We start from the raw sequence: 21327 nt of genomic DNA, 5'->3' as shown, positions 1-21327 counted from the left end.
AGTCTTTATGGCCATTAACCGCAGCCTGCTGCGCGGGCTATTGGTGGGTCTGTGCTGTTTTTCCGCTCTGGCACAGGCCGACATTCATCGCAGCCATGCCATGGCCATGCACGGCAGCCCAAAGTACCCGGCAGGCTTTGAGCATCTGGATTATGTAAACCCTGAGGCGCCGAAAGGGGGCAAATTACGCCGCCACGTCATTGGCACCTTCGACAGCCTGAACCCTTTCGTGCCGAAGGGCACCGCTGCGGCCGGGATCGGCTCCCTCGTTTATGACACCCTGACCACCCGCGCCGAAGATGAGCCCTTCACCCAATACGGCTTGCTCGCCGAAACCATCGAATGGCCCGAAGACCGAAGCTGGGTCCGCTTCCACTTGAATCCCAAAGCCACATTCAGTGATGGCAAGCCGGTACAGGCCAGCGATGTGGTATGGACATTCAACACACTCATCAACGATGGCGCGCCCTTCTACAGCTTTTATTACAGCGGCGTGGATCACGTCACCGCCGACGACGAACACACCGTCACCTTTCATTTCAAACCCGGTGACAACCGGGAATTGGCGCTGATCATCGGCCAGCTGCCGGTGCTTCCTGAACACGTCTGGAAAACCCGGAAATTTACCAGCGCAGGGCTGGAAAAACCCATTGGTTCGGGCCCCTATAGCGTCGGCAATGTGGATACCGGAAAACAGATCACCTTCCAGCGCCGCAAGGATTACTGGGCCAAAGACTTGCCCATCATGCGTGGTCGCAATAATTTCGATACGGTCTCATTCGACTATTTCCTGGATGACACCGTCGCCCTGCAGGCTTTCAAGCGGGGAGATTACGACTGGCGCTTTGAAGTGAGCTCAAAGAACTGGGCCACCAGCTATAAAGGCCCGGCCTTCGATCAAGGCAAACTGGTCAAGGAGGAAGTCCCCCACTCCAACCCCGCAGGCATGCAGGGGATCGTCTACAACCTGCGCAACCCCCTGTTCCAGAACATAGCCCTGCGCGAAGCCATGACCTACGCACTGGATTTCGAATGGTCCAACGCCAATCTGTTTTATGGCCAGTACAACCGCACACGCAGCTACTTCCAGAATTCGGACATGGCCGCCACCGGCCTGCCCACCGAGGCAGAACTGGAATTACTGGAGCCCTTGCGCGACGACATCCCGGAACGGGTTTTCACGGAAAGCTATGAACCGCCGAAAAGCGATGGCAGCGGCCGCCCCCGTGCCAACCTGGCCCGAGCGCAGACACTACTGAAAAAGGCCGGCTACCAGATCAGGGAGGGCCAGCTTCACAGCCCTGATGGTACTCCGGTCAGTTTTCAGATCATGCTGCATCAGCCCGCGTTCGAGCGCATCCTGTTGCCGTTTGCCCGCAACCTGAAAGCGCTGGGTATTGATGCCCAGGTGGTCAAGGTGGACACCAGTCAGTACGTTGAGCGTATCCGTAACTTCAACTTCGATATGGTAGTCAGCTCCTTTGCCCAGTCGTCCTCCCCCGGCAACGAGCAACTGGAATACTGGGGCAGCGACGCCGCCGAGGACCCCAGCAGCCGAAACATCATCGGCATTCAGAACCCGGCTGTAGACACCCTGGTCGATGCCATTGTCACCGCCACCACGCGGGATCAGCTGATCACCGCCTGCCGCGCTCTGGACCGGGTACTACAGTGGAATTTTTACGTGATCCCCAACTGGTATGCCGACCATCATCGCCTGTCTTACCGCAGTCGCCTGAAACACCCCTCACTGCCTGAATACGTAGGCATTGATGGCGCGATCGACACCTGGTGGGACAGCAACGCGCAATGATGCGACTTTATATTGCCAAACGGTTGCTGCTGATCATCCCGACCCTGTTCGGTATTTTGCTGCTCAATTTTGTCGTGGTTCAGGCCGCCCCGGGCGGCCCCGTGGAAAAGACACTCGCGGAGCTACAGGGTATTGGTGGTGGTGCCGGCGGCAGCTTTGCCGGCGGCAGCGTGGATACGCTCAGCAGCGGCGGAGATTATCGCGGCTCCAAAGGCCTGCCCCCTGAACTGGTGGAACGGATACAAAAGCTCTATGGCTTTGACAAACCGGCGCCAGAACGTTTCTGGCTAATGGTCAAAAGCTATCTGAGTTTTGATTTCGGAGAATCCTACTACCGGGACCGCTCAGTGACCGAGCTGATCGTGGAACGCATTCCTGTATCTCTCTCGCTGGGCTTATGGAGCACGTTGATTGCCTATATGGTGTCGATTCCCCTGGGCATCCGTAAAGCTGTGAAAGATGGCTCACGCTTCGACATCTGGAGCAGTACGGCCATTGTTGTCGGCTTTGCGATCCCCAGCTTCCTGCTCGGCATTCTTCTTATCGTACTGTTCGCCGGCGGCTCCTACTTCGAGTGGTTCCCTTTGCGCGGCCTGACGTCTGACAACGCCGATCAACTGAGCCTGCTTGGTCAGGTCGCTGACTACCTGTGGCACATCACCTTGCCGACGCTGGCCATTGTCGCCGGCAGTTTTGCCACATTGACCATGCTGACCAAGAACTCCTTTATGGATGAAATTCGCAAACAGTATGTGCAAACCGCCCGCGCCAAAGGGCTCAGCGAAAAGCAGGTGTTGTACGGCCATGTCTTCCGCAATGCCATGCTGATCATTATCGCCGGCTTCCCCGCCGCTTTCGTGGGCATGTTCTTCACCGGCGTACTGCTTATTGAGTTTATTTTTTCACTTGATGGTCTGGGCCTGTTGGGCTTCGAGTCCGTAATCAACCGGGACTACCCCGTCGTTTTTGGCACCTTGTTCATTTTCACTCTGATCGGTCTGCTGCTGAAGCTGGTCAGCGATCTGACTTACATGTGGGTCGATCCACGCATTGATTTCGAACGGAGGCAGAGCTGATGGCCTTCCGTAACCCGTTAATGCGCAATCCGGTCTGGCAACGACAATGGCAGGCGTTTCGTTCCAACAAACGCGGCTATTGGGCGCTGTGGATTTTTGTCACGCTGTTCGTACTCAGCCTTGGCGCCGAACTGATTGCCAACGAAAAGCCCTTGCTGGTCAGCTACGACAATGAACTCTACGTTCCCGTGTTCAACACCTACCCGGAAACCACCTTCGGCGGTTTTTTCGAATCGGAAACCAACTACCGTGATCCCGTGGTCAAGGATCTGATTAATAACAAGGGCTGGATGATATGGCCGCCCATTCGCTACAGCTACAACACCATCAACTACGATCTCACTGTGCCAGCCCCGGCCCCGCCCTCAGCGGAAAACTGGCTGGGCACGGATGACCAGGGCCGTGATGTGCTGGCCGGGTTGATTTACGGCTTCCGTATTTCCGTCCTGTTCGGTTTGGTGCTGACCATTCTCTCCAGCATCGTCGGTATCATCGTCGGTGCCATCCAGGGTTATTACGGCGGCTGGCTGGATCTTTCCGGCCAGCGTTTTCTGGAAATCTGGTCCAGCATGCCTACGCTTTACCTGATCATTATTATTTCCAGCTTTGTGGTACCCAGCTTCTGGACGTTGTTGGTCATTCTGCTGTTGTTCTCCTGGATGGCGCTGGTGGATCTGGTGCGTGCAGAGTTCCTGCGCTGTCGCAACATGGACTATGTGCGCGCCGCCCACGCCATGGGCGTACGCACCCCGGTCATCATGTTTCGCCACATGCTCCCCAATGCCATGGTCGCCACCCTCACCTTCCTGCCGTTTATTCTCAACAGTGCCGTGGTCACGCTCACCTCACTGGATTTCATCGGCTTTGGCATGCCGCCGGATGCCCCTTCTCTGGGCCGTCTGGTCGGCCAGGGCAAGGCAAATCTGCACGCCCCCTGGCTGGGTATCAGCGTGTTTGCCACGCTCACTCTGATGCTCACCCTGCTGGTATTTATCGGTGAAGCCATTCGCGATGCGTTCGACACAAGGAAGTTTCTGCAATGAGCCTGCTGCGCATAGAAGGGCTGAGTATCCGCTTTGCCGACCAGCTCGCCGTCGATGACATGTCGCTGGAACTCCATCCCGGGCGAATGTTGGCGTTAGTGGGCGAATCCGGTTCTGGCAAATCGCTTACCGCCTTGTCTGTGATGGATCTGTTACCGGAAAACGCGAGTTGGCAGGCAGACAGCCTGCAACTGGACGATATGGATTTGCAGGTGCTCAACAGCGAGCAGAAACGCAAACTGCGCGGCGGTCGCATCGGGATGATTTTCCAGGAGCCGCTAACGGCCCTGAACCCCTTGCACACCGTGGAAAAACAGATCAGCGAAAGCCTGTTTGTGCATCAGGGCATGAGCAAAAAACGCGCTCGTGAGCGCTGTCTGTCGCTGCTCGAACAGGTCGAACTGCCCGCTACACCGGACATGCTGGACCGCTATCCGCACCAACTTAGCGGGGGCCAGCGCCAGCGGGTGATGATCGCCATGGCCCTGGCTAATGAACCACAGATCCTGATTGCCGATGAGCCCACCACCGCTCTCGATGTGACGGTGCAGGAAACCATTCTTGACCTGATCAAACGGCTGCAGAAAGAGCTCAATCTTTCCATTTTACTGATCAGTCACGACCTGGGCGTTGTCAGCCGTTTTGCCGAAGACATCGTGGTCATGCATAACGGTAAGCGGGTGGAAGCCGGCCCCACGGATACCGTGCTGAATTCCCCCCAGGAAGACTACACCCGCCACCTGATCAACGCAGAGCCCCAGGGCCGCCTGGAACCACTACCCGATGACACCCCTGTGCTACTCAAAGCCCGTGGCATGGCCGTGACGTTCAAAGGCAAACGCCGTGCCCTCTTCTCACCGCCTCCGCTGCTTCACGCGGTGGATCAGATTGATCTGACGCTGCGCCGCGGCGAGACCCTCGGCATCGTTGGCGAGTCCGGCTCGGGCAAGTCGACCCTGGCCTTGGCCCTGTTGCGGTTGATTCAGAGTGACGGTGACATTGACATGGATGGCACGGACATTCGCGCCCTTTCCCGGTCCGGTTTGCGACAATGGCGCAGCCGTTTTCAGGTCGTCTTTCAGGACCCCTACGGCAGCCTGAATCCACGCATGACCGTCGGCCAGATTGTGGCCGAGGGGCTTGCTGTGCATGCCCCGGCACTAGGCGCCACGGAGCGTGACGAACAGGTCTGCCGCATCCTTGACGAAGTAGGCCTGCCCAGCAACGTCCGCCACCGTTATCCCCATGAGTTTTCCGGCGGCCAGCGACAGCGAATCGCCATCGCGAGGGCGCTAATCATGGAACCGGAATTACTGGTTCTGGATGAACCCACCTCGGCGCTGGACCGCAGCGTTCAGCACCAGATCCTGGAGTTGCTCAAATCCTTGCAGGCACGCCGGGGACTCAGTTACCTGTTTATCAGCCACGATCTCAAGGTAATCCGGGCTATCTGCCACCGGGTGCTGGTCATGAAAGACGGCAAGACGGTGGAGCACGGCGATACACAAGCCGTATTCGACAACCCGCAGCAGCCCTATACCCACAAACTCATGGCTGCGGCCTTTGCCCGCAGCAGGAAACAGACGGTTGCACTTTGATCGTTTACAGGCGGGCGTAATAACGCGGTAAATTGCCTATACTTGGGCGAAATCAGCTACACGTTGAATGTTAAAAGGCGCGAATCACCCCACTGAGCTCGCGTTGTTACATTTTCAACTTCGAACTTTCAACTCAAAAGCACATCGAGGACGAACATGGGATTTCTTGCAGGCAAACGCTACCTGATTGTCGGTGTCGCCAGCGACCGCTCCATTGCCACCGGTATTGCCGAAGCCATGCACCGCGAGGGTGCCGAGCTGGCTTTCACTTACCAGAACGACAAACTGAAAAGCCGCGTTCTTAAAGCTGCAGAACGCTACGGCAGCAGCGAGGCCATGTGCTTCCCTTGCGATGTGACCAGCGACGAGGCCATTGACGCCGTCTTTGCCGAATTGGGCAAGCAGTGGGATGGCCTGGACGGTATCGTTCACGCAGTGGGTTTTGCCCCAGCTGCAGAGCTGGACGGTAATTTTGTGGATGTGGCCACCCGCGAGGGTTTCCAGATTGCCCACGACATTTCCAGCTACAGCTTCGTGGCACTGGCCAAGGCAGGCAAGAGCATGCTGGCCGGCCGCAATGGCGCCCTGCTTACCCTTACCTACCACGCTGCCCGCCAGTCTGTGCCCAACTACAATGTGATGGGCATGGCCAAGGCCAGCCTGGAGGCGTCCGTGCGTTATCTGGCTGCCAGCATGGGGCCTGACGGCGTCCGTGTGAACGGCATCTCTGCCGGCCCGATTCGCACCCTGGCGGCCTCTGGCATCAAGAAATTCCGCAGCATGCTCGACTACAATGCCGCCAAGGCGCCTCTGCGCCGTAACGTCACCATTGAGGAAGTGGGCAATACTGCGGCCTTCCTGTGCTCGGACCTGGCCTCCGGCATTACCGGCGAGATCACCTATGTAGACGCTGGCGCAAGCACGGTATCCATGCCGTTTGAACTGGAGCTTTAACGCCACCATGCAAGAGCGCCGCTAGCGGCACGGTCCTTACCGATCGAGGGTCATCGCGCCGCTGGCCATGCACAAAGCGACAGTGTTTTGACATAAAAAAAGCCCACCATCCGGTGGGCTTTTTTTATGAGCTGAACGCCGCAGGGAGACTACTCTCCCTGGTTGGCGCTCAGTCGAGAGGGATGCAATTCCACATCGCCTTCATCGCGCAACAGGGCAACCACCTGACGGAAATTGCGCTGCCCTTCCACATTGGCAAGTTCAACCAATGCCGCCTGCTGCTGGGCATCACTCAACGGTTCGGCATTACCGTCGGCAACCCGAGTCACCTGGTAGGCAACCACAGAACCGTCACCCAGACGGGTCAGCGCCACAGGAGAGGCTTCCCCTTCTTCGAAGCGCGGCGCACCGAATGCACCATTGACCACTTCCATTGACGGTTCTGCACCACCACGCTGCAGGCCGTCCTGCTCTTCAACTTCTACCCCGAACAGGTCCGCCACTGCCGCCAGATCAGCACCATCATCGATGGATTTCTGTGCGTCTTCGTTAAGCTGCTGGACCTTGTCCATGGCGTGCTCACCTTTGAGGCGTTCGCGAATAGCGAAAGAGACTTCCTCAAGCGGCATCGGTTCAGGAGACTTGTTCTCTGCAATGCGTACGGCGATATAACGGGTCGGATCAACTTCAATCAGATCACTGTTGTGCCCCTGTTCGCGCACCTGATCAGAATTCAGCGCTTGCTGTACCTGAGGCAGGGACAATGGCGCATCAGCCGCCGCCAGGTCGACCCAGTCGGTGGTGACCACAGAGGTGCCCACCTGCTCTGCCGGGCTCTGCAGATCGGCATGCTCGTAGAGCAGCTCTTCCAGCTTCGCCACATCGTCATTCAACAACGCTTCCGCACGGGCTTTTTTCAGGTCGGCGCGGATTTGATCCGACAGCTCAGCCAGCGACGGCAAGGCACGAGTGGTCTCTTCCTGGGTCACCTTGATCAGGTGAACCCCGGCGTCCGTTACCACCGGCGCAGAGACGGTGCCGGAAGCCAGATCGGCAATGGCGTCTTCCATTTCTTCAGGCAAGGCCCCTTTGGAAACCACACCCAGATCACCACCGGACTGGGCGCTGCCTGAGTCGTCGGAGTACTGGGCAGCAGCATCTGCAAAGGACTCACCACCGGCAATGGCTTTCGCCGCTTCACGGGCACGGACCTTCGCCTGTTCAAGATCCCGGTCATCGTTCACTTCGATGAGAATATGTGACACCTGGCGTGGTGCGTCACCGGCACCCGCTTCTTCCATGATGGATTTACGGACATCGTATTCCGCCTTCACATCCTCGTCAGTGACGCTAACCTGATCGGCATACTTGTCCGCAGACAGTTCAACGTAAGACACCTTGAACTCTTCAGGGCGCATGAATTCACCCTGATTCTCGTCATAGAAGGCTTTGACCTCTTCGTCTGACACGCTGAACTGTTTGCGCAGTGAGTTGATATCCAGTTGCGCATAACGGATGTCGCGGGACTGTTCACCCAGACGACGCTGTTCGTTCAGCTCGGAAGGAAGCGAAAAGTCCGTCTGCATGAAGCCCGCACGGAACTGCTCCTTGATCATGTCCTGACGCAACCCCTGGATGTAACCCTGCGGGTTCATCCCACGGGCACGCAGTTCACGCTCGAACCGCTGTTCGGAAAACTTGCCGTCTTCCTGGAACAGCGGCACCTTGTAAATATCGGCAGCAACCTGTTGCTCACTGAACACCATGCTGGATTGTTCCGCTGCGGCCAGAATCAGTTGCTCGTTGACGATGCCATCCAGCACCATTTCCGGACGTACAAATGAATCCAGCAATGCAGGATTCATGTTCGGGCTTTGCTCGCGAAGCATGTTACGAACCCGCTCTACCCGCTGGTTCACAACACTACGTGTGATCTTGCTGCCTTCCACTTCAGCTACCACGTCGCCTGTGCTTCCACCGACAAAGTAGCCGTAAAAGCCGGAAATCACGAAAGGAAGAATGATTGCGGCAAGCAGGACCTTGCCCACGGGACCGCGGACAAACCGTCTGAACTCCTGCATGAAATTACTCCGTAGGGATACTCTCGAAATTCGATCTTATTATTCAGAACCGGCGGATGACTGCAGGTTCCCTTAAATGCAAAAAAGCGTACCCCTTACGAGTACGCTTTCTCAAACTGGCGGAGCGGACGGGACTCGAACCCGCGACCCCCGGCGTGACAGGCCGGTATTCTAACCAGCTGAACTACCGCTCCTGCAAACAGTTTAGTTCACCGCGTCTTTCAGTGCCTTACCGGCTTTGAAGCCCGGTACGTTGGCAGCGGCGATCTTGATGGTCTGGCCAGTTTGCGGGTTACGGCCATCGCGAGCTTCACGACGCTTCACAGCAAAAGTACCAAAACCTACCAGAGAAACGCTGTCACCTTTTTTCAGGGCGCCAGTTACCGCTTCCAAAGTAGAATCCAGAGCGCGACCAGCGTCGGCTTTGGAAATATCCGCGCTAGCGGCAATCGCATCAATCAACTCTGACTTATTCACAAAGTTCCCCTTTCTCTATTTTCCCGGTTTTATGGTCGAGGCGTGATGCACTCTCCTTATGCGAAGCCGCCTTTATACCAACGGGTATCAGGGGCGTCAAGAAAGGAGAAGCACGATCTCACCCAAGTTAAAACAATTGAAAAACCATACAGATCAACAATTTAAAAAGGTTTAAATGTGATCCGTTAATGTGTACTAGGACGTTTGTTACCTTCCTGGTTTTTCTCTTCTGCCAGCGCTAAATCCTCTTCCAGCTCCGCTTCGGAAAGCGGATTTGGTTGATGAGTCAGTGCCACATCAAGTACCTGGTCAATCCATTTTACTGGTCGAATGTCCAAGGACGCCTTGATATTGTCGGGGATCTCCTTGAGGTCCCTCTCATTTTCTTCCGGAATCAATACCGTCTTGATTCCGCCGCGATGGGCAGCCAACAGCTTTTCCTTAAGGCCGCCAATCGGCAGCACCTGCCCACGCAGGGTAATTTCACCGGTCATGGCCACATCCGCACGCACCGGGATACCGGTCAACACAGACACCATGGCCGTACACATACCCACACCGGCACTGGGCCCATCTTTCGGGGTTGCCCCTTCCGGCACATGCATGTGCAGGTCGTTGCGATCCAGTGCCCGGCGGCGAATGCCCAGGGTGCCTGCACGGCTTTTCACTACCGTCCACGCAGCCTGGATAGATTCCTGCATTACATCACCCAGTGAGCCGGTAGAAATCACCCGCCCCTTGCCTGGCGTGGAAACACTTTCAATGGTGAGCAGCTCACCGCCCACAGAAGTCCATGCAAGGCCGGTTACCTGACCGATCTGATCCTGCTCTTCAGCACGACCAAAGCTGAACTTGCGGACACCGAGATAATGCTCAACCAGCTCTTCGCTCATGGTGACCGTTTTCGTTTCACCGCTGAGCAAATGTTCTTTCACCACCTTGCGGCAAATCTTGCTGATTTCGCGCTCCAGGCCACGCACGCCAGCCTCCCGGCTGTAATGGCGAACGATGTACCGTAACACGGCTTCATCAAATAACAGCTCATCTTTTTTCAGGCCGTTGTTTTTGATTTGCTTGGGGATCAGGTACTGCAGCGCAATATTGACCTTCTCTTCCTCGGTATAACCGGGAAGACGAATCACTTCCATGCGGTCCAGCAAGGGCGCCGGAATATTCATGGAATTGGATGTGCAAATGAACAGGGTTTCGGACAGGTTATAGTCCACTTCCAGGTAATGATCACTGAACGTATCGTTCTGTTCCGGGTCCAGCACTTCCAGCAGTGCCGACGCCGGATCACCCCGGTTATCCATGCCCATTTTGTCGACTTCATCGAACAAAAACAGCGGGTTACGGACGCCCACCTTGGACAGTTTCTGGATAACCTTACCCGGCAAGGAGCCGATATAAGTCCGGCGATGGCCGCGGATTTCCGCTTCGTCACGGACACCACCCAACGCCATGCGAACGAACTTGCGATTGGTGGCGCTGGCGATGGATTGCCCCAATGAGGTCTTGCCCACCCCTGGCGGCCCAACCAGGCACAACACCGGCCCTTTCACCTTGCCGACCCGGCTTTGTACGGCCAAAAATTCCAGCACGCGATCTTTTACGTCTTCCAGACCGTAGTGGTCCCGGTCCAGTACTTCCTTGGCGTAATTCAGGTCATGACGCACCCGGCTGCGCTTTTTCCACGGCACCGAGGTCATCCAGTCCAGATAACCGCGTACAACCGTGGCTTCCGCCGACATGGGGGACATCATCTTGAGCTTGTTCAGCTCTGCCTGAGCCTTGTCACGAGCCTCTTTGGGCATGCCCGCGCTATCGATTTTCTTTTCCAGATCGTCCAGGTCATTACCGCTGTCTTCCAGATCACCCAGCTCTTTCTGGATGGCTTTCATCTGTTCGTTCAGGTAATACTCACGCTGACTTTTCTCCATCTGCTTTTTCACCCGACCACGGATGCGCTTTTCCACTTTCAGCACATCAATGTCGGATTCCATCAGCGCGATCAGGTGTTCAACACGCTCGCGCACGTCCACCATTTCCAGCACGTCCTGCTTCTCTTCCAGCTTGAGCTGCAGGTGGGCGGCAATGGTGTCAGCCAAGCGGCTGACTTCGTCGATGGAAGAAACGGAACCGGTAACTTCCGGCGCCACTTTCTTGGAGAGTTTGACGTAATCCTCGAACTGACCCTGCAGGGAGCGAGACAACGCATCCTGCTCGCTTTCGTCCGGGAGCCCTTCTTCCAGCTCGCGCACATCAGCAACAGCGCCTTCTTCACCGAATTCAGCCTTGGCCACATGGGCACGCTGACCGCCTTCGACCAGCACCTTCACGGTACCGTCCGGCAGCTTGAGCAATTGCAGGATGGTTGAAATCGTTCCGACCCGGTAGATGTCGTCCACACCCGGATCGTCGTCGGAGGCATTACGCTGGGCGACCAGCATGATCTGCTTGTCAGCTGCCATGGCAGCTTCAAGAGCCGCAATGGACTTTTCCCGGCCGACAAACAGCGGGATAACCATGTGCGGGTACACCACTACATCACGTAGCGGTAAAAGCGGAATATCTTTCAGCACGTATTGCCTCTATGACTTAGGTGAAAGCAGGACAGACCCGGACCATGTCCGGGTCTTAATCCGGGGCCACCTTGGAAGACTGCTCGTTGTTTTCGTAAATCAACAACGGTTCGGATTCACCCTTGATGGTCGGGCTATCGATCACCACCTTGGCCACGCTATCCATGGACGGCACCTGGTACATGGTGTCGAGCAATACGCCCTCGAGGATCGAGCGCAAGCCGCGAGCACCGGTCTTGCGTACCATGGCCTTGTTGGCGATCGCACGCAGGGCATCGTCGCGGAAATCCAGCTCCACCCCTTCCATTTCAAACAGACGCGCGTATTGCTTGGTCAGCGCATTGCGCGGTTCGGTGAGAATCTGGATCAGCGCTTCTTCGCTCAGCTCTTCCAGCGTCGCGATCACCGGCAAACGACCAATGAACTCGGGGATCAGACCATACTTGACCAGATCTTCCGGCTCCACATCGACCAGCAACTCGCCCAGATTGCGCGTATTGTCCTTGCTCTTTACTTCGGCGGAGAAGCCGATGCCGCCCTTCTCGGAGCGCTCACGGATCACCTTGTCGAGACCGGCAAAGGCACCACCACAAATGAACAGCATGTTGGAGGTATCCACCTGCAGGAATTCCTGCTGCGGATGCTTGCGCCCACCCTGGGGCGGCACAGACGCCACGGTGCCTTCGATCAGCTTCAACAGTGCCTGCTGCACGCCTTCACCGCTCACATCACGGGTGATGGAGGGGTTGTCGGACTTGCGGGAAATCTTGTCGATTTCATCGATATAGACAATGCCACGCTGGGCCTTGTCCACATCGTAGTCACATTTCTGCAGCAGTTTCTGGATAATGTTTTCCACGTCCTCACCGACATAACCGGCTTCGGTGAGCGTGGTGGCATCCGCGATGGTGAACGGCACATTGAGCAGACGCGCCAGGGTCTCGGCCAGCAGGGTCTTACCGCTACCGGTAGGCCCAATAAGCAAAATATTGCTTTTTCCGAGCTCAACTTCGTCACGGCCTTTGCCGCCACTACGCAGGCGCTTGTAGTGGTTATACACCGCCACAGCCAGCACCTTCTTGGCGCGCTCCTGGCCGATCACGTACTCATCAAGGGTGTCCTTGATCTCGTTCGGCTTGGGGAGGCGCTCGCCAGCCGTATCGCTGGTGTCTTCCTGCACTTCCTCGCGGATAATGTCATTACACAGATCCACGCATTCGTCGCAGATAAAGACCGAGGGCCCCGCAATCAGTTTGCGGACCTCATGCTGGCTTTTGCCGCAGAAGGAGCAATACAGCAGTTTGCCGTCGTCGCCCTTGCCAGTGGAATCGGTCATCGAATTGCCTCTAAACCTGTGTATTTGCTTTGAAGATGCAGGGTAGCCCGGTGTTTTTCAAGCCCGCCGGGCCGCTCTGCTGTTCCGTTAGGACACTTTTTGTACGAACAGGCCCTATTTAAACAGGACGTTGGCTCAACACCGCGTCAATGATGCCGTATTCCTTCGCTTCGTCGGCACTCATGAAGTTGTCACGGTCAGTGTCTTTTTCCAGCTGCTCGATGGGCTGGCCGGTGTGGTGAGCCAGCAAGCTGTTGAGCTGCCCTTTGATTTTCAGGATTTCCTTGGCGTGAATCTCAATATCTGAGGCTTGGCCCTGGAAGCCACCCAGCGGCTGGTGGATCATCACCCGGGCATTGGGCAGTGCAAAACGCTTGCCGGTGGCCCCGGCGGTAAGCAGGAAGGCCCCCATGCTGGCCGCCTGGCCTACACACATGGTGGACACATCCGGCTTGATGAACTGCATGGTGTCGTAGATGGACATGCCGGCGGTAACCGAGCCACCCGGGCTGTTGATATACAGGTGGATATCCTTGTCCGGGTTCTCGGACTCAAGGAACAGCATCTGTGCCACGATCAGGTTGGCCATGTGATCTTCCACCTGGCCAATCATGAAGATCACCCGTTCTTTCAGAAGGCGGGAGTAGATATCGAAAGAACGTTCCCCACGGGCGGTCTGCTCGATAACTACCGGCACCAGCCCCAGATTGGTCGGATCCTTGATCAGCTGGTTCATTTCCGGGGTAAGCGAGTTAATACGGCTCAAGTCGATCATGTAGCGCTTTCCTTCTCGTCGATCGTCCGTGGACGTTCTCAACTGTTTATTGATGCCGGAGGTCAACAACCGGCATGTACCTTGGGCTTTCTTGGGGGCCGAAAGGCCGGAAAACAAGGCAAGCAAGGCAAATAGGTCTTCAGGCATCTTATGACGGCACTTGGGGGGCGTCTATAAAAGTGGGCGGGAGAGGGGTTCAAGTGCACAATTCTTGCGCAAATTGCGCATAAATAACGCAAAACGGGGCCCGAAGGCCCCGTTTTGAAGGTCAAACCGAAGGTTTAAATCAGCCTTCCGCTTGCTCGCGCGGCTTAACCGCGTCCTGGTAAGGCATGCTTTTCTCTTCCACCTTGGCGCTTTCCAGCACCAGGTCGACCACCTGCTCTTCCAGCACCGCACCTTCGATCTGCTGCAGCTGCTGCGGGTTGCTGTAAACCCAGCTCACCACTTCTTCCGGCTTTTCGTACTGCTCGGCAATCTCTTCAACGCGGGCTTTTACCTTGTCGGCATCTGCCTTGATTTCGTTCTTGTCGAGGATGGCACGCACTACCAGACCCAGACGCACAGAGCGCTCGGCCTGCTCTTTGAACAGGTCATCCGGCAGGATAGAGGGATCAAACTGCTGGCCGCCACCAAACTGCTGCATCATCTGCTGACGCATGCGCTGGATTTCCTGGGTGACCAGAGCTGCCGGCAGGTCAAACTCATGCAGGTTCACCAACCCGTCCATGGCCTGCTCTTTCACCTTGCTGGTGATGGCATTCTTGAGCTCACGCTCCATGTTCTTGCGTACTTCAGCCTTGAACTTGGTTTCATCGCCATCGTCCACACCAAAGCCTTTCATGAACTCGGCGTCCACTTCCGGCAGCGCCTTGCCTTCCACCTTGTTGACCTTGATCTGGAACACAACAGCCTGACCCTTCAGGTCTTCGGACTGATAGTCTTCCGGGAAGGTCACATCAATGTCTTTCTCGTCACCGGCTTTCATGCCAACGATGCCGTCTTCAAAGCCCGGAATCATCTGGCCAGAGCCCAGCTCCAGGTTCTGCCCTTCGGCGGTACCGCCTTCGAAGGCTTCGCCGTCTTTCAGGCCTTTGAAATCGATATTGACGCGGTCACCGGTTTCGGCGGCACGGTCCACATCGGCAAACTCCGCACGCTGCTGGCGCAAGGTTTCGATCATGGTGTCCACGTCGGCATCGGTCACGTCGGACTGGGGCTTTTCCACTTCGATGGTATCGAACGCGGCCAGCTCAACCTCCGGGTACACCTCGAAGGTCGCCACGAATTCCAGATCCTTGCCTGCTTCGTTGGTCTTGGCTTCAAAACCGGGCATGCCTGCGGGCTGCAGTTTTTCCTGCTCCACCGCTTCGATGAAGGCTTCACGCATGACGTCAGCCAGCACTTCGTTACGCACGGCCCCGCCAAAGCGACGCTTCACTTCACGCATGGGCACTTTACCCGGGCGGAAACCGTCCAGACGGATCGTTTTCTGGGCTTCCTGCAGCTTGCCTTCTACTGCCACATCCACTTTTTCCGCGGGTACACCCACCGTCACACGGCGCTCAAGACCTGAAGTCGTTTCAACAGAAACCTGCATAACATCCTCTTTAAAAAAGACTTTTATCTCTGCCCGCCGCCGAAATAACGCGAAGACGGCCTAATGAAGGGCGCAGATTATAATCAAAGGGAGCTTCGCTGCCTACAGTCTGCCTGTAGCGCAGCACCTGAAGCCCATACGAAAAAGCCTCCGGGGATCTATCCCGGAGGCTTTTAATATGGGGTGACTGATGGGGCTCGAACCCACGACCGCCGGAATCACAATCCGGAGCTCTACCAACTGAGCTACAATCACCATAAAACTGTCTGCTTTCTTGCTGTCCTGCCTGGCGCGCCTGGCAGGACTCGAACCTGCAACCGACGGCTTAGAAGGCCGTTGCTCTATCCGGTTGAGCTACAGGCGCTTGCAGGTTTCCGCCATCAAGCCAACTGGTCGGGGTGGAGGGATTCGAACCCCCGACATCCTGCTCCCAAAGCAGGCGCGCTACCAGGCTGCGCTACACCCCGTCTCATAAAGCAAAGTTAGCAACTAAGCTCGAAAGCGAGGCGCGCATAATACTCGGCACCCCCATAAGCGTCAACGGTGTTTGACGCAAAAAAATGTCTAACGTTCAGATTTTAGGCAACTTTTGCGTCCATTTTTTGCGCGCGGTGCCTGTGCATGCGAGAATCGCGCCGTTCCCGGCTACCCCGGCTGGCTGTCATTAGTGCACCCCGCCGAGCCGCACCTCCTAAATGTAGTCAATTTCAGAGAGACCGCCCACATGACCGCCCAGATTCTTGATGGCAAAACCCTGGCCCAGCAGTTTGAACAGGAGATGCGCCTGCGCGTCGACACCCTGAAAGCCAAGGCCGACGGCCGTACGCCGATTCTTGCCACCATTCTGGTGGGTGCTGACCCGGCCTCCGCCACCTATGTAAAGATGAAAGGCAACGCCTGCCAGCGTGTTGGCATGGAATCTGTCGCCATCGAACTGAGTGAAGAAACCACCACGGAACAGCTACTGGCCAAGATTGACGAACTGAATAGCAACCCGGATGTGCACGGCATTTTGCTGCAACACCCGGTGCCCGCCCAGATCGACGAGCGCGCCTGTTTCGATGCTATCAGCCTGGAAAAGGACGTGGACGGCGTCACCTGCCTCGGGTTTGGCCGCATGAGCATGGGTGAAGACGCCTACGGTTGCGCCACCCCCAAGGGCATCATGCGCTTGCTGGAGCACTATCAGGTGGAGCTGGAAGGCAAACATGCCGTCGTAGTGGGGCGCAGCGCGATTCTGGGCAAACCCATGGCGATGATGCTGCTCGAAGCCAATGCCACCGTCACCATTTGTCACAGCCGCACCCAGAACCTGCCGGAACTGGTGAAGCAGGCAGACATCGTTGTCGGCGCCGTGGGCAAACCGGAATTCATCAAGGCAGACTGGATCAAGGATGGCGCAGTGGTGGTCGATGCCGGCTTCCACCCGCAAAAATGCGGGGATATTGAACTGGCGCCGCTGGTTGATCGCGTGACCGCCTATACCCCGGTCCCGGGCGGGGTCGGACCAATGACGATCAACACCCTTATCTTCCAGACCCTGCAATCCGGCGAGAAAGCCTTCGGCTAAGTGCCAACCGGGGCGCCTCAGGCGCCCCACTCTTCCCTGCTTCCCCATCACTCCCCATCATCTGTGCTCGCCCTGAACTGTCATAAAATGGTCAATATCCACCGCTGTCGGGCTGGGTTAGCATCCTTGATGCTGCAGTGATTTTCTCGTTGCAGCCGCCCAATTGAGGCAGACCAAGGAGAGCACCATGTCAGGGAAGTTCGAGATCGACAAAGCCAGCAATGACCAGTTCATCTTTCGCCTGAAAGCCGGCAACGGCGAGATCATCCTCGCCAGCGAGCAATACACCACCAAGTCCGCCTGCGAGAACGGCATCGATTCGGTACGCAAGAACAGCACCGCTGATGACAACTTCGAACGCAAGATCGCCAAGGACGAGCGGCACTACTTCGTCCTCAAGGCCGCCAACCACCAGGTGATTGGGCAAAGCCAGATGTACAAGAGCGCCGACGGCATGGAAAACGGCATTGCATCCGTTGCAGCCAATGCACCCACCGCCGCTTTGGTCGACCTGACCTGAAAACGCTCGCAATACAAAAAAAAGCCGCACTCAAACATCCGAGTGCGGCTTTTTTTGTTTTCAGCCTTGCTGCAGTGTTACGCAGCAATCAATAGCCTATGATCGAGCCAGCGTGCGACTCAGGCTTCCTTCGGCCAGGACTCACGCAAGCCCACTGTCTGGTTGAACACCAGCCGTTCTTCGCTACTGTCCTGATCCACACAGAAATAGCCTTCGCGCTCAAACTGGTAACGGGTTTCCGCAAGCGCGCCGCGCAGACCCGGCTCTACCCAGCAACCATCCAGCACAGTCAGGGACTCAGGATTGATGTGCGACAGGAAGGTCTGCCCTTCTTCCAGCCCCTTGCCGGGGTTGGCAGCGCTGAACAAACGGTCATACAGACGCACTTCGCAGGGCAGGCCTTTTACCGCGCTGACCCAATGGATTACCCCACGCATCTTGCCCTGGTCCTCGGCATTTTCCGGGTTCTTGCCCAGGGTGTCCGGATCATAGGTGCAACGCACTTCCACAATCTCGCCCTGTGCATCGCGCACCACATCCGTGGCACGCACTACATAGCCGTAACGCAACCGCACCCGATCACCCAACACCAGACGCTTGAACTTCTTGTTGGCCTCTTCCCGAAAATCCTCACGGTCGATATACACTTCCCGCGTCATCGGCACCTGGCGGGTGCCCATGGATTCATTCTGGGGGTGCACCGGCGCAATCAGCGACTCTTCTTTACCCTCTTCCCAGTTCTCGATGACCACTTTCAACGGATTCATCACGCACATGGCCCGCGGAGCATACTGGTTCAGGTCATCACGGATCGCCGCTTCCAGCATTCCCATGTCCACCACCGAATCCGCACGGCTAACCCCCACCGACTCACAAAAGGTACGAATAGAGGCCGGGGTGTAACCGCGGCGGCGCAACCCGGAGATGGTCGGCATGCGCGGATCATTCCAGCCATCCACGTGCCCTTCATCCACCAGCTGCTTGAGCTTGCGCTTGCTGGTCACTGTGTAATTCAGGTTCAACCGGGCAAATTCATACTGGCGGGGACTGGCCGACACAGCCGTATTCTCCACCACCCAATCATAAAAGGGACGATGATCTTCGAATTCCAGCGTACACAGGCTGTGGGTAATGCCTTCAATGGCATCCGACAGCGGGTGCGTGAAGTCATACATGGGGTAGATAACCCACTTGTCACCGGTCTGGTGGTGGGTCTTCTTGCGAATCCGGTAGAGGATCGGATCACGCAGGCTGATATTCGGGCTCTGCATGTCGATTTTCGCGCGCAGCACCGCCTCGCCTTCGTCCAGCTTGTTGTCGCGCATCTGCTCGAACAACGCCAGGTTTTCATCCACAGACCGGTCACGGTAAGGGCTCGGCTTGCCGGGCGTGGTGAAATTACCGCGGTATTCAGCGATTTCCGTCGGGCTCAGGCTGTCCACATAGGCCAGGCCTTTCTGGATCAGGCCCACCGCCAGATCATACAGCTGGTCAAAGTAGTTACTGGCAAAGCGCTCTTCACCGTTCCACTGGAACCCCAGCCACTGCACATCCTGCTTGATGGACTGGATGTACTCGTCCTCTTCCTTCTCCGGATTGGTATCGTCGAAGCGCAGATTACAGCTGCCGCCATAGCTTTCCGCGATACCAAAGTTGAGGCAGATAGATTTCGCATGGCCGATATGCAGGTAACCGTTGGGCTCCGGCGGAAAACGGGTAGCCACCTGGCCGTCATTTTTACCTTCTGCGAGGTCACGGTCGATGATCTGTCTGATAAAATTGCTTGGCGCTTTCGTTTCGCTCATTGCCTGGGCCAGTCCGGATAGAGATACGGTAAATGGGTACGGTGAAAATGAAGGTGCGCTAGTGTACTGTAGCCCCCCCAACAGTCAAAGACTCAGGGCCCCTCTGCACGCAAAATAGGCGTTAACTGACGGGTCCGACCCTGCGGAGAAACATCAATGAAAGTGTTGCTGACAACAACTTACGGCAAAATCACCCTGCAACTGGACGCAGAGAAAGCGCCGGGAACCACCGAGAACTTCGTGCAATACGTCAAGGAAGGCCACTTTGATGGCACCATCTTCCACCGCGTTATCAGCAACTTCATGATCCAGGGCGGTGGTTTCACCGAAGACATGCAGCAAAAGCCCACCCGCGCACCGATCCAGAATGAAGCGGGCAATGGCCTGTCGAACAAGGCCGGCACCATTGCCATGGCGCGCACCCCGGATCCGCATTCCGCCTCGGCCCAGTTCTTCATCAATGTGGCCGACAACCACTTCCTGGACAAGGAACGCAGCCAGGACGGCTGGGGCTATGCGGTATTCGGCGCCGTGTCTGACGGCATGGACGTGGTGGAAAAAATCCGCAATGTCGCCACCGGCAACAGCGGCGGCCATCAGGATGTACCGGCAGAACCGGTACTGATCGAATCCGCCGAGCTGATTGAGGACTAATCGTCATGCGCCTTGCTGCTGCCCTGCTCGCCCTGCTTCCCGGCTTGTTGCTGGCCAACCCGGTGGTCCGCCTGGACACCACTGCTGGCCCGGTGACCATCGAGCTGTATGAAGACAAAGCCCCGAAAAGTGTCGCCAACTTTCTTCAATATGTAGACAGTGGCTTCTACAACGGCACCCAGTTTCACCGTGTTATTAGCGGTTTCATGATTCAGGGTGGCGGCTTTGACCAGAGCGGGCAGCGCAAGGCCACGCGCGAGCCCATTCAGAACGAGGCCGACAACGGTCTCAAGAACAAGCGCGGCACCCTGGCGATGGCGCGCACCAGCAACCCGCACTCCGCCACCGCCCAGTTTTTTGTAAATCTGGTAGACAATCGCAATCTGGATTTCACCGGCAAGAACAGTCGCGGCTGGGGCTATACCGTTTTCGGAGCGGTCACTGACGGCATGAATGTGGTCGACAATATTGCTCGCGAACGCACCACCAGCCAGCGCCTTAACGGCATGATGGCCCGCGATGTTCCGGAAGTACCGATTCTGATTACCAAGGCCTATCGCCTGGAAGATGACAGCACGCCGGCTAAACAGGCGAACGAAGAGAAGGACGCTCAATAGTCATGAGTTACACCCTTTTCATCTCTGATCTGCACCTGGATCCGGCACGCCCTGAGCATCTGGATGCCTTGAAAAAGCTGCTGGCAGAACATGCCGGCAAAGCCGACGCCCTCTATGTACTGGGCGACCTGTTCGAAGCCTGGATCGGCGACGATGATGACACCCCCTTCAATCTCGATGCCATCGCCGCCTTCCGCCAGTTTTCCGACAGCGGCAGCAAGCTCTACTTCATGCACGGCAACCGGGATTTCATGCTCGGCAACGACTTTGCGACGGCCTGCGGCGGCACCCTGCTCGACGAAGGCACCGTAGTCGATCTTTACGGCACTGATGCGATCCTCATGCACGGCGACAGCCTTTGCACCCTGGACACCGCCTATCAGCAGTTCCGCACCATGGCCCGCAACCCCCAGTGGCAACAGGGGATGCTCGCCAAACCACTGGAAGAGCGTCGCATGATCGCCCAGGGCATGCGTATGCAAAGCCAGGGCAACAATGCCAACAAGGCCGAAAACATCATGGATGTCACCCCGGAGGAAGTGGTCCGGGAAATGCAGGACGCCGGTGTGAAGCACTTGATCCACGGCCACACCCACCGCCCGGACGTCCACGACGTAGCCTTGCCTGACGGCACCGGCAAGCGCTGGGTGCTCGGGGACTGGGGGAAGCTGGGGTGGCAGATTGTGGCGGACAGTGAGCGGGGACTGCGGTTGGAAAGCTTCGACATCAATTAATAGTTAATAATTAATAACTCGCGGATTAATGTTTCAATTCTTAAACGCAAGAGGCCGCGCCCAACCTATGGGCGCGGCCTCTTGCGTTTAAA

Annotated in this window: 17 protein-coding genes and 4 tRNA genes; 10 read left to right on the top strand and 11 right to left on the bottom strand. The window is 56.7% G+C overall.

Annotation, left to right across the window (positions count from 1 at the left end; translation table 11 throughout):
* The first annotated feature begins 7 nt into the window (after positions 1–7).
* The 5 genes from F1529_RS12825 (at position 8) to F1529_RS12805 (ending at position 6484) form a co-directional block, all read left to right on the top strand.
* Complete coding sequence (locus tag F1529_RS12825; RefSeq protein ID WP_155135255.1) at positions 8–1813, top strand: extracellular solute-binding protein; 1806 nt, start codon at positions 8–10, stop codon at positions 1811–1813.
* Positions 1813–2889 (top strand): microcin C ABC transporter permease YejB, encoded by a 1077-nt coding sequence (locus tag F1529_RS12820; RefSeq protein ID WP_039927134.1) that lies wholly within the window; start codon positions 1813–1815, stop codon positions 2887–2889. Before F1529_RS12825 ends, F1529_RS12820 begins: the two co-directional genes overlap by 1 nt.
* Positions 2889–3932, top strand: a complete 1044-nt coding sequence (locus tag F1529_RS12815; RefSeq protein WP_007150765.1) for an ABC transporter permease — start codon at positions 2889–2891, stop codon at positions 3930–3932. The genes F1529_RS12820 and F1529_RS12815 overlap by 1 nt, the downstream gene beginning before the upstream one ends.
* Positions 3929–5530, top strand: coding sequence for an ABC transporter ATP-binding protein (locus F1529_RS12810; protein ID WP_007150541.1), 1602 nt, complete (start codon positions 3929–3931; stop codon positions 5528–5530). The genes F1529_RS12815 and F1529_RS12810 overlap by 4 nt, the downstream gene beginning before the upstream one ends.
* Before the next feature lie 156 nt (positions 5531–5686).
* Entirely contained in the window at positions 5687–6484 is a 798-nt protein-coding gene (locus F1529_RS12805; RefSeq protein ID WP_007150414.1) for an enoyl-ACP reductase, read from the top strand.
* 149 nt (positions 6485–6633) lie between these two features.
* On the opposite strand, the gene F1529_RS12800 is transcribed toward F1529_RS12805, so the two are convergent.
* The 10 genes from F1529_RS12800 to F1529_RS12755 form a co-directional block, all read right to left on the bottom strand.
* Positions 6634–8565 carry a SurA N-terminal domain-containing protein gene (locus F1529_RS12800; protein ID WP_155135253.1) on the bottom strand — a complete coding sequence of 644 codons (1932 nt, stop codon included), beginning with the start codon at positions 8563–8565 and terminating at the stop codon, positions 6634–6636.
* Positions 8566–8682: 117 nt separating this feature from the next.
* Positions 8683–8759: transfer RNA gene (locus tag F1529_RS12795), tRNA-Asp, on the bottom strand.
* Positions 8760–8769: 10 nt separating this feature from the next.
* Positions 8770–9042, bottom strand: a complete 273-nt coding sequence (locus F1529_RS12790; protein ID WP_039925990.1) for an HU family DNA-binding protein — start codon at positions 9040–9042, stop codon at positions 8770–8772.
* A 185-nt stretch (positions 9043–9227) separates the two neighbouring features.
* Positions 9228–11624: an endopeptidase La gene (gene lon, locus F1529_RS12785; RefSeq protein WP_007151474.1), complete on the bottom strand. Its 2397-nt coding sequence runs from the start codon at positions 11622–11624 to the stop codon at positions 9228–9230.
* Between the two features lie 55 nt (positions 11625–11679).
* Entirely contained in the window at positions 11680–12960 is a 1281-nt protein-coding gene (gene clpX / locus F1529_RS12780) for an ATP-dependent Clp protease ATP-binding subunit ClpX (RefSeq protein ID WP_007151111.1), read from the bottom strand.
* Positions 12961–13078: 118 nt separating this feature from the next.
* Complete coding sequence (gene clpP, locus F1529_RS12775; protein WP_290516969.1) at positions 13079–13735, bottom strand: ATP-dependent Clp endopeptidase proteolytic subunit ClpP; 657 nt, start codon at positions 13733–13735, stop codon at positions 13079–13081.
* 286 nt (positions 13736–14021) lie between these two features.
* Positions 14022–15335, bottom strand: a complete 1314-nt coding sequence (tig, locus tag F1529_RS12770; protein ID WP_155135251.1) for a trigger factor — start codon at positions 15333–15335, stop codon at positions 14022–14024.
* Between the two features lie 179 nt (positions 15336–15514).
* A tRNA-His gene (locus F1529_RS12765) sits at positions 15515–15590 on the bottom strand.
* 32 nt (positions 15591–15622) lie between these two features.
* Positions 15623–15699: transfer RNA gene (locus F1529_RS12760), tRNA-Arg, on the bottom strand.
* Between the two features lie 26 nt (positions 15700–15725).
* A tRNA-Pro gene (locus F1529_RS12755) sits at positions 15726–15802 on the bottom strand.
* 257 nt (positions 15803–16059) lie between these two features.
* Here F1529_RS12755 and folD point away from each other — a divergent pair.
* A complete protein-coding gene (gene folD / locus F1529_RS12750) occupies positions 16060–16905 on the top strand; it encodes a bifunctional methylenetetrahydrofolate dehydrogenase/methenyltetrahydrofolate cyclohydrolase FolD (protein ID WP_155135249.1) in 846 nt (281 codons plus the stop codon).
* 187 nt (positions 16906–17092) lie between these two features.
* On the top strand, positions 17093–17425 hold the full coding sequence (locus F1529_RS12745) for a YegP family protein (RefSeq protein ID WP_007151317.1): 333 nt from the start codon (positions 17093–17095) through the stop codon (positions 17423–17425).
* Between the two features lie 119 nt (positions 17426–17544).
* On the opposite strand, the gene F1529_RS12740 is transcribed toward F1529_RS12745, so the two are convergent.
* Complete coding sequence (locus tag F1529_RS12740) at positions 17545–19230, bottom strand: glutamine--tRNA ligase/YqeY domain fusion protein (RefSeq protein WP_155135247.1); 1686 nt, start codon at positions 19228–19230, stop codon at positions 17545–17547.
* A 156-nt stretch (positions 19231–19386) separates the two neighbouring features.
* On the opposite strand from F1529_RS12740, the gene F1529_RS12735 reads away from it, so the two are divergent.
* The 3 genes from F1529_RS12735 to F1529_RS12725 are packed head-to-tail and all read left to right on the top strand — an operon-like array spanning position 19387 to position 21235.
* Positions 19387–19884 carry a peptidylprolyl isomerase gene (locus F1529_RS12735; RefSeq protein ID WP_007151150.1) on the top strand — a complete coding sequence of 166 codons (498 nt, stop codon included), beginning with the start codon at positions 19387–19389 and terminating at the stop codon, positions 19882–19884.
* Positions 19885–19889: 5 nt separating this feature from the next.
* Positions 19890–20501: a peptidylprolyl isomerase gene (locus tag F1529_RS12730; protein ID WP_196220403.1), complete on the top strand. Its 612-nt coding sequence runs from the start codon at positions 19890–19892 to the stop codon at positions 20499–20501.
* Positions 20502–20503: 2 nt separating this feature from the next.
* Positions 20504–21235, top strand: a complete 732-nt coding sequence (locus F1529_RS12725) for a UDP-2,3-diacylglucosamine diphosphatase (protein WP_155135245.1) — start codon at positions 20504–20506, stop codon at positions 21233–21235.
* Positions 21236–21327 lie beyond the last annotated feature (92 nt).

Source organism: Alcanivorax sp. VBW004, assembly GCF_009718865.1.
Classification (GTDB): Bacteria; Pseudomonadota; Gammaproteobacteria; order Pseudomonadales; family Alcanivoracaceae; genus Alcanivorax.
This window is presented reverse-complemented; position numbering and strand designations above follow the sequence as displayed.

Coding starts and splice junctions, on each gene's coding strand:
- F1529_RS12815 (WP_007150765.1), top strand. CDS start 2,889: ATGGCCTTCCGTAACCCGTTAATGCGCAATCCGGTCTGGCAACGACAA.
- F1529_RS12730 (WP_196220403.1), top strand. CDS start 19,890: ATGCGCCTTGCTGCTGCCCTGCTCGCCCTGCTTCCCGGCTTGTTGCTG.
- F1529_RS12735 (WP_007151150.1), top strand. CDS start 19,387: ATGAAAGTGTTGCTGACAACAACTTACGGCAAAATCACCCTGCAACTG.
- folD (WP_155135249.1), top strand. CDS start 16,060: ATGACCGCCCAGATTCTTGATGGCAAAACCCTGGCCCAGCAGTTTGAA.
- F1529_RS12800 (WP_155135253.1), bottom strand. CDS start 8,565: ATGCAGGAGTTCAGACGGTTTGTCCGCGGTCCCGTGGGCAAGGTCCTG.
- F1529_RS12805 (WP_007150414.1), top strand. CDS start 5,687: ATGGGATTTCTTGCAGGCAAACGCTACCTGATTGTCGGTGTCGCCAGC.
- F1529_RS12810 (WP_007150541.1), top strand. CDS start 3,929: ATGAGCCTGCTGCGCATAGAAGGGCTGAGTATCCGCTTTGCCGACCAG.
- F1529_RS12725 (WP_155135245.1), top strand. CDS start 20,504: ATGAGTTACACCCTTTTCATCTCTGATCTGCACCTGGATCCGGCACGC.
- F1529_RS12740 (WP_155135247.1), bottom strand. CDS start 19,230: ATGAGCGAAACGAAAGCGCCAAGCAATTTTATCAGACAGATCATCGAC.
- F1529_RS12820 (WP_039927134.1), top strand. CDS start 1,813: ATGCGACTTTATATTGCCAAACGGTTGCTGCTGATCATCCCGACCCTG.
- F1529_RS12745 (WP_007151317.1), top strand. CDS start 17,093: ATGTCAGGGAAGTTCGAGATCGACAAAGCCAGCAATGACCAGTTCATC.
- F1529_RS12825 (WP_155135255.1), top strand. CDS start 8: ATGGCCATTAACCGCAGCCTGCTGCGCGGGCTATTGGTGGGTCTGTGC.
- clpX (WP_007151111.1), bottom strand. CDS start 12,960: ATGACCGATTCCACTGGCAAGGGCGACGACGGCAAACTGCTGTATTGC.
- clpP (WP_290516969.1), bottom strand. CDS start 13,735: ATGATCGACTTGAGCCGTATTAACTCGCTTACCCCGGAAATGAACCAG.
- tig (WP_155135251.1), bottom strand. CDS start 15,335: ATGCAGGTTTCTGTTGAAACGACTTCAGGTCTTGAGCGCCGTGTGACG.